Source organism: Saccharopolyspora gloriosae, from assembly GCF_014203325.1.
GTDB classification, from domain to species: Bacteria; Actinomycetota; Actinomycetes; order Mycobacteriales; family Pseudonocardiaceae; genus Saccharopolyspora_C; species Saccharopolyspora_C gloriosae.
The window spans coordinates 5,995,213-6,009,978 of record NZ_JACHIV010000001.1; the positions used below are offsets into that span (position 1 = coordinate 5,995,213).

Here is a 14,766-nt window from a genome sequence, read left to right on the forward strand (position 1 = left end):
TTCATGGAACATTTCATGGCAAGATCCACGGGCATGAACAACTCCTGGCCCGCCGTCCGCCGTGTGCAGGTCGGCCTGATCCTGCGGAACCTGCGGCGCGAATCCGGGGTGAAACCGAAGGAGATCGCCGAACGGCTCGACTGGTATCCGAGCAAGCTGACGAAGGTCGAACGCGGCGATCTCACCGTGTCGGCGGCCGAAGTCGACGTGCTGCTCGGCATGTTCGGCGTCACCGAAAGCGAAGACACCACCCGGCTCCGCACCCTGGCCAAGGAAGCCCGGCGACGCGATCAGCCGGCGCGGGTGCCGGACTGGGCGGCAACGTACGTGGCACTGGAAGGCGCGGCGACGGAGGTCAAGATCTACGACCCCGAGGTCATTCCCGCGATGTTGCAGACCGAGTCGTACGCACGGGCGCTGCTGTCGAACCCGCTCGACGAGACCACCGACCCGGAACCAGCGGTGGCAGAACGAGGTTCACGAGCGAATCGGTTCACGGATGACGGCCCGAAACTATGGGTGGTACTCGGCGAGGCTGCCATGCATCGCCAGGTCGGCGGACGGGACGTGCTGCGAGAACAACTCCAGCACCTTCGGAAAATGGCCGCACGCCCGAACATCACGTTGCAACTGCTGCCGTTCGCGGCGGGTGAGCATGTCGCGCTTGGCAGTTCGTTCACCCTGATCAGCCTGTCTGAACCGCCAGCGACCTTCGCCTACTTCGAAGGCCTGACCGGGGCCGAGTACATGGACAAGCCAGTGCACACGGAGGCGCACGAAAAAGCTTTCGACAGCCTGCGCATGGTGGCATCCTCGGACCGGGAAACGGCTCGGATGCTAGAGCGCCGAGTCAAGGAGTTGAAGCAAGCGACGGAGTGAGCATGAGCGACGCGACCGACGAAATCTGGCGCAAGGCAACGAGGTCGCAAGGCGCGCACAACTGCGTCGAGGTCGCTCTCACCCGCTCGACCACGGCGATCCGAGACAGCAAAGCCCCCGAAGCAGGGCACCTGACGGCGAATTCCACGCAGTGGTCCGCTTTCCTCAACGCGCTCAAGAGCGGCATGCTGGACGGCTGATCAGCAGCCTCGCAGCGTTCAGCCCGCTTGGGCGAGCGGAACGATCCGGTCGAGCTCGTCGCGGATGCGGTCCTTCTCGACTTCGAGGTCGTAGTGTTCCTGCAAGTTGAGGAAAAAACGCTCCGTCGTGCCGAAGTAGCGCGCCATGCGCAGGGCGGTGTCAGCGCTGATGCGCCGGGCGCCGCGCACGATCTCGTTGATCCTTCGCGCGGGAACACCGATGTCCTTGGACAGCCGGTACTGACTGACACCCAGCGGCCGCAGGTACTCCTCGTTGAGGATTTCACCCGGGTGCACCGGGTCCGTGACGCGTTCGTCGCTCATCGCAGGCCTCGCATGGTGGCATCCTCGGACCGGGAAACGGCTCGGACGCTGGAGCGCCGGGTCAACGAGTTAAGGCAAGCGACGGAGTGAGCATGAGCGACGCGACCGGTTACAAGTGGCGCAAGGCATCCCGGTCGCAAGGCGCGAACAACTGCGCCGAGGTCGCACTTTCCCGCTCCACCAAGGCAATCCGAGACAGCAAAGCCCCCGAGGCCGGGCACCTGACAGCGAACACCGCGCAGTGGTCCGCGTTCCTCAACGCGCTCAAGAGCGGCGCGCTGGACGGCTGAGCCGACGCCGAGGAACGCGGTCTCCCCGTGGACCGCGTTCCGGCTGTCAGCTCTTGGCCTGGGACTTCGACGACGAAGCAGGCATCGACAGGCGCTGGCGCATCGCGTGCTCGACCAGCGTGATCAGCGCCGTCTTGGTGGACTCCCGGTTGCGGGCGTCGCAGGAGATCATCGGGACCGACTTGTCGATCGTCAGCGCCTCCCGCACGTCCTCCATGTTGTGGTGCAACATGCCGTCGAACGTGTTCACCGCGACGACGTACGGCAGCTGCCGGTCGTCGAAGAAGTCGATCGACGCGAACGCGTCCGCGAGGCGGCGGGTGTCGACCAGCACGATGGCGCCGATCGCGCCCTTCACCAGGTCGTCCCACATGAACCAGAACCGGTGCTGTCCGGGCGTGCCGAACAGGTACAGGATCAGGTCGGAATCGAGCGAAACCCGGCCGAAGTCCATCGCGACCGTGGTGGTGACCTTGCCGGGCGTCGCGGTGAGGTCGTCGACACCCACGCTCGCCTCGGTCATCACCGCCTCGGTGGTCAGCGGCATGATCTCGGAGACCGAGCCGACGAAGGTCGTCTTGCCGACCCCGAAACCGCCGGCGACGACGATCTTGGTCGAGGTCTTGCCGCTGCTTTGATTTTGCATGATCGCCCGGGGATCAGAGCTTCCGGAGGCCACTGAGCACCCTCTCCAAGAATTCCATCGACGGTCCGTCTCCCACGACCATTCCGTTCTCGTGGATGAGGACCAAGCCGAGTCCGGCCATGTCACCGATCAACACCCGCACCACACCCAGAGGCAGCCGCAAGTGGGCCGCGACCTCGGCGACCGACCGGGCCTCCACGCAGAGCCCGCAAATGGAGCGGTGCTCCGGCGTCGCCGGGTTGCTTTGCCCCCGGCCACGCTCGCTGGTGGAGACCAGCGTCTCGATAGCAAGATCATAATCGGTCCGCGTGCGGCCCCTCGTTCGGGCATAGGGTCGCACCAACGAGCCCGTGTCCTGCATTTCCCCGTGATCCGACGGACCACCGGGGATCGCGGGCATCGATCCGGAGATCGACGGCAGCGACTGCGACACGGGCGGCAAGGACTGCGACAGGGACGGCATCGAACCCGACGGCGGGCCGCTGTCGTGGCGCCCTTGCCCGCGGGAACCGCTCCCGGCCTGCGAATCCCAGCCCCGAGAATCCCAACCGGACGACTGCCGGCCGTGCGCGCCCGCACCGGGCGAGCTGTGGCCGTAGGGCAGGTCCAGCGGTGAACCCTGGTCCTGCGGAGCAGGGTTCGACGGTCCCGGCACGGAACCCGACGACACCGACGGCATCGAGGACGACGACATCCCGGAACCGAACAGGTCGGCTCCGGGTCCGCCGAACAGCGCACGGCTGTAGTCGGAACCGCCCGACGAACCGGGCCACGATTCCGGTTGCCCGCCGCGCGGATCGTCGACGAAGTCGTCCTGCCAGGAGTCGGCTCCGCCGCCGCGGTTGTACATCCGGAACAGGTCGCCGTCCCAGTTCGGATCGGGACCGGAGTTCATGACGAATCCCCCTCACACGTCGCCGATTCGAACGGCACGGCGAGAATCATCGCCGGACCATGCCCTGCAACTGCGCGCGCAGTTCGGGCGTGAGCTGCTTGCCGACCCGCTCCACGAGCAGGGTCATCTCGTAGGCCACCAGGCCGATGTCGGCGTTCGGAGCCGCCAACACCGCCAGGCAGGACCCGTCGCTGATGGACATGAGGAACAGGTAGCCCTGCTCCATCTCCACGACGGTCTGCGTGACGTCGCCCGCCTCGAAGCAGCGCGCTGCGCCCTGCGTGAGGCTGACGAGCCCGGAGGCGACCGCGGACAGCTGCTCGGCGCGATCCCGCGGCAGGCCCTGCGAACCTGCCAGCAGGAGGCCGTCCGCGGAGACCACGACGGAGTGCGCGACGCCGGGAACCCGGCGCACGAAATCGGTGATCAGCCAACTGAAGCTGTTCTGGCTCATGGGTTGCTGGACGGACCCGGTCACTCCTGCTCCTCGGGACGGCTCGGGGTCGAGCGGGGCGGTTCGGTCGAGACTGGTTCTGCCTTTGCGTGCCTACCACGCCGGACGCCGCTCTGGAAGTTGGACATCCGTCCACGAACGGCATCGGCCGAACGCGGTGCGGCAGGTTTCGTCGGCATCGGAGACTGCGTTCGCGGTGCTGCGGAGCCCGGTACCAGGTTCGACTTCGGAACCCGCTTGGGCAGCCCCGCCGCGGTGGTCTCCTGGGTTTGGCGGGTTTGCGCCACCAATGCTTCGGCGGCCTGCCAGCCCACATCCGCCGAACCCCAGCCCGGATCGGGCGGCGTGGCAAGGATGTGCCCGCCGCTGTCCGAACGGCCCGGCGTCGACGTGTCCGCACCACCGGCCGCGGGGTTCTCCCCGCCGACGGCGCTGAACCCGCTGGTCGCGTCGAGCGCATCCGAGCCGCTGATCGGCTCGGGATCGTGCTGCTCCATCGCCTCCCGACGAGCCCGGCGGCCGGTGCTCGCACCGGTGTCCGCCGTCGCGCCGGAGTCCGCCTGGGCGTCGGTGGAGGACTCGGCGGACCGAGTTCCCGAACCGGACGAGTCCAGGCTGAGCGACCCCGCGCTGGGCGCGGTCGCTTCCGGCGTCGGCTCGTCGCTGCCCTCGCGGAACCACTGCGAGAGCACCGCCTCGTAGATCGGCAGCCGCTCCGTCGGAGCGTCGTCGCCCTCGCGGCGGGCCTGGTGCGCGTAGCCCAGCGGCGGCGGGCTCGAAGCCGCCCCCGCCGACGGCGCCGCATCGCGCGGCTCCTCCGCGGGCAGGCCGGCGTCCCAGTCGAAACCGTTCGGCGGACGCGTGATCTGCTGCGTCTTCTCGGCCTCGTACGGGCTGTGGAACAAGTCCTGCGGTTCACCCTGGACACGGCCCAGCGTGGTCGTCACGTCCTCACCCAACTGCGGCGCGTCCAATCCCGGGGGGGCTCCGCACTGGCCGTCGAAGTCCGCGTCGGCGCGGGACTCCTCGTCCGGCCACACCTCGGAGCTCTGCTCCGCGGCCGGGCGGTTCACGGCGGTGGGCGGCTCGGCGTCCGGCCGGACGGCGGCCTGCTCGGCGGTGTGCCAACGCGGCACGTCGCTCACGCCGAACGCATCGCCCGACGCGACGCGGAACGAGTAGTCGCCGGGCTCGTCGCCCGCCGGCTCGTCCTCGGCCCCGTCCTGCCACTGGACGTCCTGCTGCTCGACCTCCGGTTGACGCGCCGCCGCCGGTTCAGGGCTCTGCGGCTCGTCCTGCGGTTCGAGCGCGGGCTCCGGCTCGTCCTCCTCGGTGATCCACACCGGGGAGACGTGCGTCTTCTCGATGCCGCCGTGCCCGTTGCTGCTCACCGGCACCTGCGTGGTGCGGGAGGGCTCCGGGTCGGTGCCGGACGGCTCCACCGGCGGCAGCTGCGACGCCGAGTCCGCCGGGCGGCCGTTGGAGGCGGCCCCGCCGAACGCGGCGGCCAGACCCAGGTGGGTGCCGGTGTCGGTCGCGTCCCGGTCGTCCGCGGAGACCCGCTGCACGTCGGGCATCGGCCGCGGACCGTCCGGGGTCAGCTGCACGACGAACTCGCCGGAGAGCCGCACGCTGGCGGTCACACCGCCTTCGAGGTCGCCGTTGTTGCGCAGGTCCACCCGGATGTCGTGGCGGCGGGCCAGCTGCCCGACCACGTACAGGCCCATCCGGCGGGACACCGCGACGTCGATCTCCGGGGGCCGGGTGAGGCGCTCGTTGATCTCGCCGAGCTCGGCGGCGTCGATGCCCACGCCGCGGTCCCGGATCTCCAGCACCAGTTCCTGCCTGCGGTAGGCGGTGCGGACGGTGACGTCGGTGTCCGGGTTGGAGAACACCGTGGCGTTCTCCAGCAGCTCCGCCACCAGGTGCACGAAGTCGTTGACCACGCGGCCCTGGATGCCCAGTTCCGGCGAGTCGGCGACCGAGACGCGGGTGTACTGCTCCACCTCGGACACGGCGGCGCCGACGACCTCGGTCAGCGGGACCGGCTGCATCATCCGCCGCGTCAGGTCGGTGCCACCGAGAATCAGGAGGTTCTCGTTGTTCCGGCGCATGCGGGTCGCCAGGTGGTCCAGCTCGAACAGGCTGGAGAGCTGGTCCGGGTCCTGCTCGTCCTGCTCCAGCCGGTCGATCAGGGACAGCTGCCGCTGCACCAGGGTCTGACTGCGGCGGGCCAGGTTCACGAACAGGTCGTTGACGTTGTTCCGCAGCAGTGCCTGCTCGGAGGCCAGGCGCAGCGCCTGCGAGTGCACCGCGTCGAACGAGCGGGCGACCTTGCCGATCTCCTCCCGGCTGTAGACCGGGATCGGCTCGATGTGCGTGAGCGAACCCGAGCCCGGACCGGAGTCCGTCAGGATCGAACGCACCGCCTCCGGCAGCCCGCGGTCGGCCACGTCCAGCGCCGAGCGGCGCAGCGTGCGCAGCGAACCCAGCAGGGACCGCGCGATGACCAGGGCGACGGCGAGCGCCACGACCAGGGCCAGCAGCGTGGCGACGCTGATCGCGATGGTGCGCTGCTGGGCTCCGGAGGCCGCGTCGTTGGCCGCTTCCTCCAGGCGCTCGTGCAGCGTGCCGCCGACCTTGTCGATCAGGTCCACGCTGTTGTTCGCGACCGCGTCCCACTCCTGCGGGTTCAGGCCGCTGAGCGACTGCTCGGCGCTGTCGAAGGCCAGCGCGGTCTGCGACATGCTGTTCGCGCGGTCGACGTCGGCACCGGTGACGGTGTCCCGGTACAGCTGCTGCTGCGGTTCCGTGGCAACGGCGTTGAAGTCGCTGATCGCCGTCTGCAGCTGTGCCTCGGCGGCGAGCAGCTGGCGGTTCTGGTCGGTGCGGAACTGGCCCGCCCGGATCGCGTCGTTGAGCAGCGCGGCCCGGACCGAGGCCGCTTCCTGCGCGTCCGCGACGGCGTTGGTCGCCAGCGTCAGCCGCAGCAGGTTGGAGTCGCCGATGTTGCTGACGCTCTGCTGACCGAGGTCGAGCAGCGCGCTGATGCTCTGGCTGTAGGTGCGCAGCACGCCTTCCGGCGGGTACTGGGTCGTGTCGACCGAGTCGCGCAGGCTCTTGAGCCGACCGTCCAGGTTGCCCGCCGCGATGCGGTACGGGGCGGCGACGTCGGAGTCGTTCTGCCCGATCAGGCCTTGGAACTCGCCGAGTTCGGTGTCGACGGCGCCGCGGGCCTCCTCCATCGGGACCCGGTCACCGGACCGGCCGGCGGCGACGTGGGCGACCGCGAGGTCGCGTTCGCGCTGCAAGGCGTGCGTCAGGTCGTCGGCGGCCTTCTCCAGGTGCACCTGCTGGTGCGTCCGTTCGAGCAGACGGGCTTCCCTGAACCCGTCGTAGATGTGCAGGCCGCCGAAGACGACCGCACTGATCAGTGGGATGAGCAGGACCGCTAACAGCTTGGTGCGCAGTCGCCAGTTACTCAGTCGCCAGTCGCCGGGACCACTGTCCTGACCGGACCGCGGATGCGCGGAACCCAGGTCCAGCGAAGCACTTTGACTATCGGTGCCGAGCAACTGACCTTCGGTGCCGAGCGCCTCGCCCATGTGGTGGATACCGGCGTCCGCCTGCTCCGTGCGGCTCAGGCGCTCGCGACCTGTGTCTCCTCGGGCCACTCCAGGCTTCCTCTTCCGACAGCAGCGGAGGCTCGCACCGCTCACGAAAAATCTACACTTGCACCGCGCTCAGGATCGAACCTGCAGCTCAGCAGGCCGAATCTCGCCACGGAAGGCGGACCGGCACCCGTTGTGACGGTACCGGGACGCCCAGCGTTCCAGCGCAGCACAGGGTACTTGCGACGACCGTCGACGGGGAAGTGGGTAAGGACACGGAAGGTAACGTACCCGGGCGCTGCCTTCACTCCAAAGAGGAGCATCGGCAGTCTTGACCTAGCCCATCACTCACCGTGTCCGTCGCGCGTTCCGGATATCCGAAACGCCCGACCTACCACCCGTTCGGGCTATCACCTAGGCTCACGACCGGCTCTGCGGCTCCGCGAGTCCCGGTCGATCGACGACCGCCGTACTACAAGCACTGAGAGCACCTTAGAGCCGAGCTCATCGACACCGTCGCCTGGGTGATCATCATCCGTTCGACCAGCGACGACAGTGCCGCCGTGGGCCGTTCGCAGCACGTGGTACGCCCACCTGCCGACCGGCGCCCGGACCCGCTCGGCCCGAGCCCGCGACACCGGGACATCCACGCCGTTCAGCGAGGAGAGACAGTCAGGATGCGCACCGCCTCCGGCAGCGAGACCCGCCCCCGCCGCGATCCCTGCGCACCGCCGGAAAGGAGCTGACCGGTGGCCCGACTCGCTCGCGGCCTGGCCGGACTGGCCGGCCTGCTGGTGCTCTGGGAGCTCTGCTGCGCGCTCGGCGTGCTCGACGCCCGCTTCATCCCGCCGCCCTCCACGGTGGGACCGCGCATCGTCGAACTGCTCGGCACCGACGCGGAGTTCGCGCTGGACACCATCGCGACCATCCTGACCTTCCTCATCGCGCTCGGGCTCGCCGCGCTGATCGCGATCCCGCTGGGCCTGCTGCTGGGCAGCGTCCGCCCCGCCCGGGTCGCGGGCCTCACCGTCGTCGAGTTCCTGCGCCCGCTGCCCGCGGTGGCGCTGCTGCCGCTGTTCATGCTGCTGCTCGGCTCCGGCCCCGAGACCAAGATCGTGCTCGCCACCTACGCCGCGCTGTGGCCGATCCTGTTCAACACCATGTACGCGCTGGACGAGATGGACCCGCTCTACACCGACATCGCGCGGTCCTTCGGCTTCGGCAAGGTGCGCACCATGTTCACCGTGGCGCTGCCGCACGCGGCGCCGTTCATCGCCACCGGCATCCGCATCTCGGCCTCGATCGCGCTGGTCGTCGTGGTCGTCGTGGAGCTCATCGCGGGCGGGGCCCGCGGCGTGGGCACCTTCATCCTCGAAGCGAGCAGCGGCGGCGGGCAGATGGACCTGGTGCTCGCGGGCACGGTCATCGTCGGCGCCATCGGATACCTGATCAACTCCGGGCTGCAGCAGGCGCAACGCCGGCTGTTCGGCTGGACCGAGAGCCGGGAGGAACTGTGACGCTACTCCGGAACTTCCTGGGCAAGTGGGGTCTGCTGCTGATCGCGGTGGTGCTCTGGGAGCTCGCCACCCGCGCCGCGGGCAACGTCTACTTCCTGCCGCCGACGGAGATCGTGGCGCACGCCTGGGAGATCTGGCTGACCGGGCCCGCCTCGCAGCTGTGGCTGACCGACGCCGTCTTCCGCGACGTGCTGCCCAGCCTGGGCAGGCTGTTCGGCGGCTGGCTGATCTCCGGCGTGATCGGCGTGGTCGTCGGCATCGCGCTCGGCCGCTCCCGCACGGCCACCGAGTACGTCGGGCCGCTGCTGGACTTCTGCCGCTCGCTGCCGACCCCGGCGCTGGTGCCGCTGTTCCTCGTGCTGTTCAGCCTGGGCACGCCGATGCAGCTGGCGACGATCATCTTCGGCACCGTGTTCACCGTCGTGCTCAACACCGCCGACGGCGCGGCCTCGGTGGACGCCGTCAAGCAGCACACCGCCGCGGCGTTCCGCATCGGGCGCTGGCAGTGGTGGACGCGGATCGTGCTGCCCGCCGCCGCACCCAAGATCTTCGCTGGGCTGCGGGTCAGCCTCTCGCAGGCGCTGATCCTGATGGTGGTGTCCGAGATGGTCGGCGCCAGCTCCGGCCTCGGCTTCCAGCTGATCTACGCGCAGCAGCAGTTCGAGTTCCCCGACCTGTGGGCCGGGATCGTGCTGCTGGCGCTGCTGGGCTACCTGCTCAACACCGGCCTGCTCGCGGTGCAGCGGCGCGCGCTGAGCTGGCAGCAAGTCTCCGACCAGCCCGCTCAAGCGAAAGGATGACCGTGAGCACCATGCTGGAAGTGACCGGGCTCGGGCACACCTACCCCGGGAAGCAGCGGCACGTCGCCATCGAGGAGCTGGGCTTCGCGGTGCGCACCGGCGAGCTCACCTGCATCGTCGGCCCGTCCGGCTGCGGCAAGTCGACGCTGCTGCGCATCATCGGCGGACTGCAGCGCCCGACTTCGGGCAGCATCGCGCTGCGCGGCACCGAGATCGACGGCGTGCCCGAGGACCTCGCCGTGGTGTTCCAGGACTACAGCCGCTCGCTGTTCCCCTGGATGACGGTGCGCGGCAACGTGGAGTTCCCGCTGCGCACGCGCTCGGTGAACCGCCGGGAACGCGCCGAGGAGGCGCTGGCCTGGGTCGGGCTCTCGGACGCGGCGAAGAAGTACCCGTGGCAGCTCTCCGGCGGCATGCAGCAGCGCGTCGCCATCGCCCGCGCGCTGGCCACCCGGCCGGCGCTGCTGCTGATGGACGAGCCGTTCGCGTCCGTCGACGCGCAGACCCGGTTCGAGCTGGAGGACCTGCTGCTGTCGGTGCGCCGGGAGTACGGCAGCACGATCCTGCTGGTCACCCACGACATCGACGAGAGCATCTACCTGGGCGACCGGGTGCTGGTGCTGTCCAAGTCGCCCGCGACGGTGGTGGCGGAGCTGGACGTGCCGCTGGGCTCGCAGCGGGACCAGATCGGCACCCGCGCCTCGGCGGAGTTCGTGCGGCTGCGCAGCCACGTGGCGCGGCTGCTGCACTCGCCCGCGGCGACCGCCGACCCGCGCGCGGCGGTCTCCGGCGGCGCCACCGCGGAGTGATCCCGGCCACCTGACGACGCGACACCCGCCGCCCGCCCCTCGGCGCGCGGCGGGCACATCGCTTCGGAACGTGATCGCCGAGTCCGGTGAATTCTGGTCCCGGACGCCATTCACGGCCCCGAATCCGAGTACTTACTCGGAAGTAGTGATCACTCTCCGAATACGGGCTCCGGGTGAATCATGAAAAGACTGGGGAAAATCCCAGAATTGCCGTCCGCACCCGGAGCTCGGATTGTTCGCGAGGGATTCCCCCCGAATTCGGGAATTCGATCAGTACAGTTTCCGGCCGCTCGGCGCGACCGGGACGTGCAGCACCGTCGGCCCCGGTTCGGCCAGCGCCGCGCGCAGCTCACGGTCCAGCTCCGCCAGGTCCTCCACCCGGCGCGCCGAGCAGCCCAGCCCGCGCGCGACCGCGACGAAGTCGATGCCGCCGAGCGCGACACCGGGCATCTTGCCGTCGGAGCCGACCTCGCCGAGCACCCGCACCGCCGCGTACTCCTCGTTGTCCAGCACCAGCATCGTCAGCGACGCGTGCTCCTTGGCGGCCGTCCACAGCGCCTGGATGCCGTACATGCTGGCGCCGTCACCGATGATGCCCAGCACCGGACGGGACGGGGCGGCCAGCGCCGACCCGACCAGCGCGGAGATCCCGTAGCCCAGCGAACCGCTGGCCCCGGCGTGGAAGTCCTGGTCGGGCGAGTGGAACGGCAGGTGCCGCTGGATCGTCTGCTTGTGCGTCGGCGCCTCGGTGACCACCACGGCGTCCGCGGGCAGCAGCTCGTGCACCAGGCTGATCACGTGATCGGCCTGCGGCGGGTTGGTCAGCTCCGGCAGTTCCGGGCGCTCCCAGGCCGTGGCGGCGGGCCGATCGGACGGCGCGACCTCGCCCAGCAGCTGCCGCAGCGCCGGGGCGAGCCCCGCGTGCACGCCCCGCAGGTGCTGGGTGCGGGCCAGGATCTCCGGGTCGTCGCTGATCACGTAGCCCTGCGGCCTGCGGTGCTCCGGTTCGCCGCGGTAGACGTGGTAGGTGAACGCGGGCGCCCCGAACACCGCGACCAGGTCGTGGTCGCGCAGCGCGGCGGCCACCGCCGGTTCCGCGGGCTGCAGGAACCCGGCGAACTGCGGGTGCGTCTCCGGGAACGAGGAGCGCGAGACCATCGGCGAGATCCACACCGCGGCGCCGGTGCGCTCGGCCAGCTCCACCAGGTCGGCGACGGCGCCCGCCTCGATGACGGCGGGCCCCACGACGAAGGCGGGGCGCTCGCAGTCGCGCAGCGCGGTGGCGAGCTCGGTGATCACCGCCGGGTCCGCCGCGGGCGCGGCGACGGGGTGCGGGGCCGTGACGGGCTCACCCGGCTGGTCCCAGTCGTCGGCAGGCACGGACAGGAAGACCGGGCCGCGCGGACCTTGCATCGCCAGTTGGTACGCCCTGATCAGCGCCAGCGGAACGTCGGCGGCGCGGGCGGGCTCCAGCGACCACTTCACGTACGGCTTGGGGAACTGCGCGGCTTCGGTCGCGCCGAGGAAGGGGTCGTGCGGCAGCAACCTGCGGTCCTGCTGGCCGGCCAGCACGATCATCGGCGTGCGGTTGCGGTAGGCGCCGAACACCGCTCCGAGCGCGTGCCCGACCCCGCCGGCGGAGTGCAGGTTGACCAGCACCGCGTTGCCCGTCTGCTGGGCGTACCCGTCGGCCATCGAGGTCACGACGGACTCCTGCAGCCCGAGCACGTAGCGGAAGTCGTCCGGCCACTGGTCCAGGAACGGCACCTCGGTCGTGCCGGGGTTGCCGAAGACGGTCGTCAACCCGAGATCGCGCATAAGGCCGCGCGTGACGTCGCGCACGGTCGGCCCACCTGAAGCCTCCATCAGCATTCTCCTCAGCAGCGGCCGCACATTCACATATTTCCCTCAATGCGAGAAAAAAGCGTCGCCGACCGACATCGTGCTACACCGAGCCCCAATGTAATTACAGTTGGTCACGGGGAACTAGATCACCTTGACACGCTCGGGTAAGTGCGATTCCAATCCTATTGCAGCCTGTTTAGCAGGCCAGACGTGGGCTTCCGGCGCGCCACCCCGCTCGGGCACCTCCGTCCCCCTTTACGCACGCTCGCCCGAGGAGGCACCCCCGCATGCCGAGCAGACCGACCGGATCCGCATCTCGCGGAAGGCGCCGCGCGACCCGCGCGCTGCTGTCCATTGCCGCCATCGGCATCACGACCTTCACGCTGAGCGGCTGCGGTCTGCTCAGCGGCTCCGACGGGGCGAGCGGCGACAGCAGTGGTGGCAAGCTGGAGAAGGACACGGTCGTGGTGGGTTCGCTGCCCGCGCTGTCCCAGGCTCCGATCGCGGTGGCGCAGGCCAAGGGCTACTTCGCCGACGAGGGCCTCACCGTCAAGGTGCAGCCGGTCTCCGACGGCCCGGCGGCGCTGACCTCGCTGATCTCCGGTCAGAACGACGTGAGCCTCGGCAGCTACACCGCGCCGATCAAGGCGCAGGCCACCGGCGCGGCCGACCTCAAGATCATCAGCGAGATGATGATCTCGGTGCCGAACACCATGAACATCATGGTGCTGCCCGGGTCCAAGATCAAGAAGCCGGAGGACCTGGCCGGCGCCAAGATCGCCTACAGCGCGCCCGGCGCCATCACCGACATCGGCACCAAGGCCGCGCTGCAGGACCGGGGCATCAACGTCTCCGACGACCAGTTCGTGCGCTTCGGCTTCCCCGACATGCTGCCCGCGCTGCAGAACGGCCAGATCGACGCCGCGGTGATGACCGAACCCTTCATCACCCAGGCCGCCAAGAACGCCGGCGCCGTCTCGATCATGGACGCGTTCTCCGGCGGCACCGCGGACTTCCCGGTGGCCGGCGCCATGACCACGGCGAAGTTCGCCGAGGAGAACCCGGAGACGCTGAAGGCCTTCCAGCGGGCCGTGCAGCGGGCGCAGGTGGCCGGGCAGAACCGCGCCGAGGTCACCCCGCTGCTCCCGCAGTTCGCCAAGATCACCCCGGAGCTGGCGCCGATCGTGGAGCTCGGCAAGATCCCGACCTCGATGGACGCCTCCCGGCTGCAGCGGGTCGCGGACCTGATGCAGCGCTTCGGGCAGATCGACAAGAAGGTCGATGTCTCCACGATGCTGGTCCAACCGCCTCCGTTGGAGCAGAATTCGACCGGTGGCGCGTGATCACGCACCACTAGGCAGCTGAAGCCGGATCGCCGGCGACCGGGGCGGGTCGCCGGCGAACTGCTGTCGGTCCCCGTGCTCCGCCCGACGAGGAGGCCCCGGCCATGTCCGCTTCACCTCGACGGTTACCGGCCAGGCCGCTGTCCCGGCGCGGCCTGCTCGCCGCGGCGGGCTCCGCCGCGCTGCTCACCACCAGCGGCTGCGGGCTGCTCGGCCGCGCGCGGGACGACGGCGGGAACGACCGCGTCGAACAGGCCACGATCACCGTGGGCACGCTGCCGACCACGGAGTACGCGCCGCTGGCGCTGGCCGTGCGGCGCGGCTACTTCCAGCACGAAGGCCTCCAGGTCGAGATCACCAAGGCCACCGACGGCAGCGCCGCGCTCACCTCGCTGATCAGCGGCGAGTACGACGTGGCCCTGAGCAGCTACGTGCCGCTGCTGACCGCGCAGTCCCGAGGCGCGGCCGACCTGCGCATCGTCGCCGACGCCGGAGCCGCCGCGCCCGGCACCGCCGTCGTGATGGTCCCGCCCGACTCACCCGTCCGCGGGCCCGCCGACCTGGTGGGCCGGGTCGTCGGCGTCAGCGCCATCGGCACCGTCTCCGACCTGCTGGTCAAATCCGCGCTGCACGACGCGGGCGTGCCCACCGACCGCGTGGAGCTGGCGCCGATCTCGTTCCCGAACATGCCCGCGGCCCTCGCGCAGCGGCGCCTCGACGCGGCGCTGGTCACGGAACCCTTCATCACCATCGCCACCCGCGAAGGCAGCGCGCGCACCGCGTTCGACACGGCCGTCGGGCCCGCCGAAGGACTGCCGCTGTCCGGGTACGGCGCCACCGCGCGCTTCGTGCAGGACAACCCGCGCACGGTCGCCGCGTTCCAGCGCGGCCTCACCCGCGCCACGCTGGAGGCCAGGGACCGCCGGACGGTGGAGCCGCTGCTGCCCGACGTCGCGCGGATCTCCCCGGAGGTCGCCGCCGAGACGGAGCTGGTCACCTACCGCGCGGTGCCCGACGGCACCCAGATGCAGCGCGTCGCGGACCTGATGCACAGCTTCACCTTCATCGATCATCCGCTAGACGCGACAACGCTCATCGCTTCTGGGGCTTGATGGCTGCTCGTTCTGCGTAGGGGTTGGGTGGCGGAACCTCC

The 14,766-nt window shown here is 70.0% G+C and carries 14 protein-coding genes; 8 read left to right on the forward strand and 6 right to left on the reverse strand.

The genetic code is table 11. From position 1 onward, the window contains the following. Positions 1-33 precede the first annotated feature (33 nt). Positions 34-879 carry a helix-turn-helix domain-containing protein gene (locus BJ969_RS26020; protein WP_184483296.1) on the forward strand — a complete coding sequence of 282 codons (846 nt, stop codon included), beginning with the start codon at positions 34-36 and terminating at the stop codon, positions 877-879. A 2-nt stretch (positions 880-881) separates the two neighbouring features. Next, positions 882-1,079, forward strand: a complete 198-nt coding sequence (locus BJ969_RS26025; RefSeq protein WP_184483298.1) for a DUF397 domain-containing protein — start codon at positions 882-884, stop codon at positions 1,077-1,079. Positions 1,080-1,097: 18 nt separating this feature from the next. Here the strand turns inward: BJ969_RS26025 and BJ969_RS26030 are convergent, their stop codons facing one another. Next, the gene (locus BJ969_RS26030) at positions 1,098-1,403 is read right to left on the reverse strand and encodes a HigA family addiction module antitoxin (protein WP_184483301.1); all 306 of its coding nucleotides are present in this window, start codon (positions 1,401-1,403) and stop codon (positions 1,098-1,100) included. Between the two features lie 92 nt (positions 1,404-1,495). Here BJ969_RS26030 and BJ969_RS26035 point away from each other — a divergent pair, with 92 nt between their 5' ends. Further along, positions 1,496-1,693 carry a DUF397 domain-containing protein gene (locus BJ969_RS26035; RefSeq protein WP_184483303.1) on the forward strand — a complete coding sequence of 66 codons (198 nt, stop codon included), beginning with the start codon at positions 1,496-1,498 and terminating at the stop codon, positions 1,691-1,693. A 46-nt stretch (positions 1,694-1,739) separates the two neighbouring features. Here BJ969_RS26035 and BJ969_RS26040 read toward each other — a convergent pair whose 3' ends face one another. Genes BJ969_RS26040 through BJ969_RS26055 form a run of 4 tightly spaced genes read right to left on the reverse strand, consistent with a single transcriptional unit; the run spans position 1,740 to position 7,362 of the window. Further along, complete coding sequence (locus BJ969_RS26040; protein WP_184483305.1) at positions 1,740-2,339, reverse strand: GTP-binding protein; 600 nt, start codon at positions 2,337-2,339, stop codon at positions 1,740-1,742. Between the two features lie 13 nt (positions 2,340-2,352). Continuing rightward, positions 2,353-3,234, reverse strand: coding sequence for a DUF742 domain-containing protein (locus BJ969_RS26045; protein ID WP_184483307.1), 882 nt, complete (start codon positions 3,232-3,234; stop codon positions 2,353-2,355). Positions 3,235-3,280: 46 nt separating this feature from the next. Continuing rightward, positions 3,281-3,688 carry a roadblock/LC7 domain-containing protein gene (locus BJ969_RS26050; protein WP_184485825.1) on the reverse strand — a complete coding sequence of 136 codons (408 nt, stop codon included), beginning with the start codon at positions 3,686-3,688 and terminating at the stop codon, positions 3,281-3,283. 20 nt (positions 3,689-3,708) lie between these two features. Beyond that, positions 3,709-7,362 carry a nitrate- and nitrite sensing domain-containing protein gene (locus BJ969_RS26055; protein WP_184483309.1) on the reverse strand — a complete coding sequence of 1,218 codons (3,654 nt, stop codon included), beginning with the start codon at positions 7,360-7,362 and terminating at the stop codon, positions 3,709-3,711. A gap of 686 nt (positions 7,363-8,048) precedes the next feature. Between BJ969_RS26055 and BJ969_RS26060 the strand changes: the two genes are divergently transcribed. The 3 genes from BJ969_RS26060 to BJ969_RS26070 are packed head-to-tail and all read left to right on the forward strand — an operon-like array spanning position 8,049 to position 10,425. Continuing rightward, complete coding sequence (locus tag BJ969_RS26060; protein WP_184483311.1) at positions 8,049-8,816, forward strand: ABC transporter permease subunit; 768 nt, start codon at positions 8,049-8,051, stop codon at positions 8,814-8,816. After that, positions 8,813-9,616, forward strand: a complete 804-nt coding sequence (locus BJ969_RS26065) for an ABC transporter permease subunit (protein WP_184483313.1) — start codon at positions 8,813-8,815, stop codon at positions 9,614-9,616. The genes BJ969_RS26060 and BJ969_RS26065 overlap by 4 nt, the downstream gene beginning before the upstream one ends. A 2-nt stretch (positions 9,617-9,618) precedes the next feature. Next, positions 9,619-10,425 (forward strand): ATP-binding cassette domain-containing protein, encoded by an 807-nt coding sequence (locus BJ969_RS26070; RefSeq protein ID WP_184483315.1) that lies wholly within the window; start codon positions 9,619-9,621, stop codon positions 10,423-10,425. A 270-nt stretch (positions 10,426-10,695) separates the two neighbouring features. Here the strand turns inward: BJ969_RS26070 and mdlC are convergent, their stop codons facing one another. Further along, positions 10,696-12,291: a benzoylformate decarboxylase gene (mdlC, locus tag BJ969_RS26075; RefSeq protein ID WP_184483317.1), complete on the reverse strand. Its 1,596-nt coding sequence runs from the start codon at positions 12,289-12,291 to the stop codon at positions 10,696-10,698. A 266-nt stretch (positions 12,292-12,557) separates the two neighbouring features. On the opposite strand from mdlC, the gene BJ969_RS26080 reads away from it, so the two are divergent. Both BJ969_RS26080 and BJ969_RS26085 read left to right on the forward strand, forming a co-directional pair. Next, complete coding sequence (locus BJ969_RS26080; RefSeq protein ID WP_184483318.1) at positions 12,558-13,613, forward strand: ABC transporter substrate-binding protein; 1,056 nt, start codon at positions 12,558-12,560, stop codon at positions 13,611-13,613. A gap of 104 nt (positions 13,614-13,717) precedes the next feature. Next, on the forward strand, positions 13,718-14,725 hold the full coding sequence (locus BJ969_RS26085; protein WP_184483320.1) for an ABC transporter substrate-binding protein: 1,008 nt from the start codon (positions 13,718-13,720) through the stop codon (positions 14,723-14,725). Positions 14,726-14,766: the final 41 nt, after the last annotated feature.

What these genes read in the sequence shown, in the direction of transcription:
- BJ969_RS26030 (WP_184483301.1), bottom strand. Translation starts at nt 1,403, where the DNA reads ATGAGCGACGAACGCGTCACGGACCCGGTGCACCCGGGTGAAATCCTC.
- BJ969_RS26040 (WP_184483305.1), bottom strand. Translation starts at nt 2,339, where the DNA reads ATGCAAAATCAAAGCAGCGGCAAGACCTCGACCAAGATCGTCGTCGCC.
- BJ969_RS26050 (WP_184485825.1), bottom strand. Translation starts at nt 3,688, where the DNA reads ATGAGCCAGAACAGCTTCAGTTGGCTGATCACCGATTTCGTGCGCCGG.
- mdlC (WP_184483317.1), bottom strand. Translation starts at nt 12,291, where the DNA reads ATGGAGGCTTCAGGTGGGCCGACCGTGCGCGACGTCACGCGCGGCCTT.
- BJ969_RS26025 (WP_184483298.1), top strand. Translation starts at nt 882, where the DNA reads ATGAGCGACGCGACCGACGAAATCTGGCGCAAGGCAACGAGGTCGCAA.
- BJ969_RS26020 (WP_184483296.1), top strand. Translation starts at nt 34, where the DNA reads ATGAACAACTCCTGGCCCGCCGTCCGCCGTGTGCAGGTCGGCCTGATC.
- BJ969_RS26085 (WP_184483320.1), top strand. Translation starts at nt 13,718, where the DNA reads ATGTCCGCTTCACCTCGACGGTTACCGGCCAGGCCGCTGTCCCGGCGC.
- BJ969_RS26035 (WP_184483303.1), top strand. Translation starts at nt 1,496, where the DNA reads ATGAGCGACGCGACCGGTTACAAGTGGCGCAAGGCATCCCGGTCGCAA.
- BJ969_RS26080 (WP_184483318.1), top strand. Translation starts at nt 12,558, where the DNA reads ATGCCGAGCAGACCGACCGGATCCGCATCTCGCGGAAGGCGCCGCGCG.
- BJ969_RS26045 (WP_184483307.1), bottom strand. Translation starts at nt 3,234, where the DNA reads ATGAACTCCGGTCCCGATCCGAACTGGGACGGCGACCTGTTCCGGATG.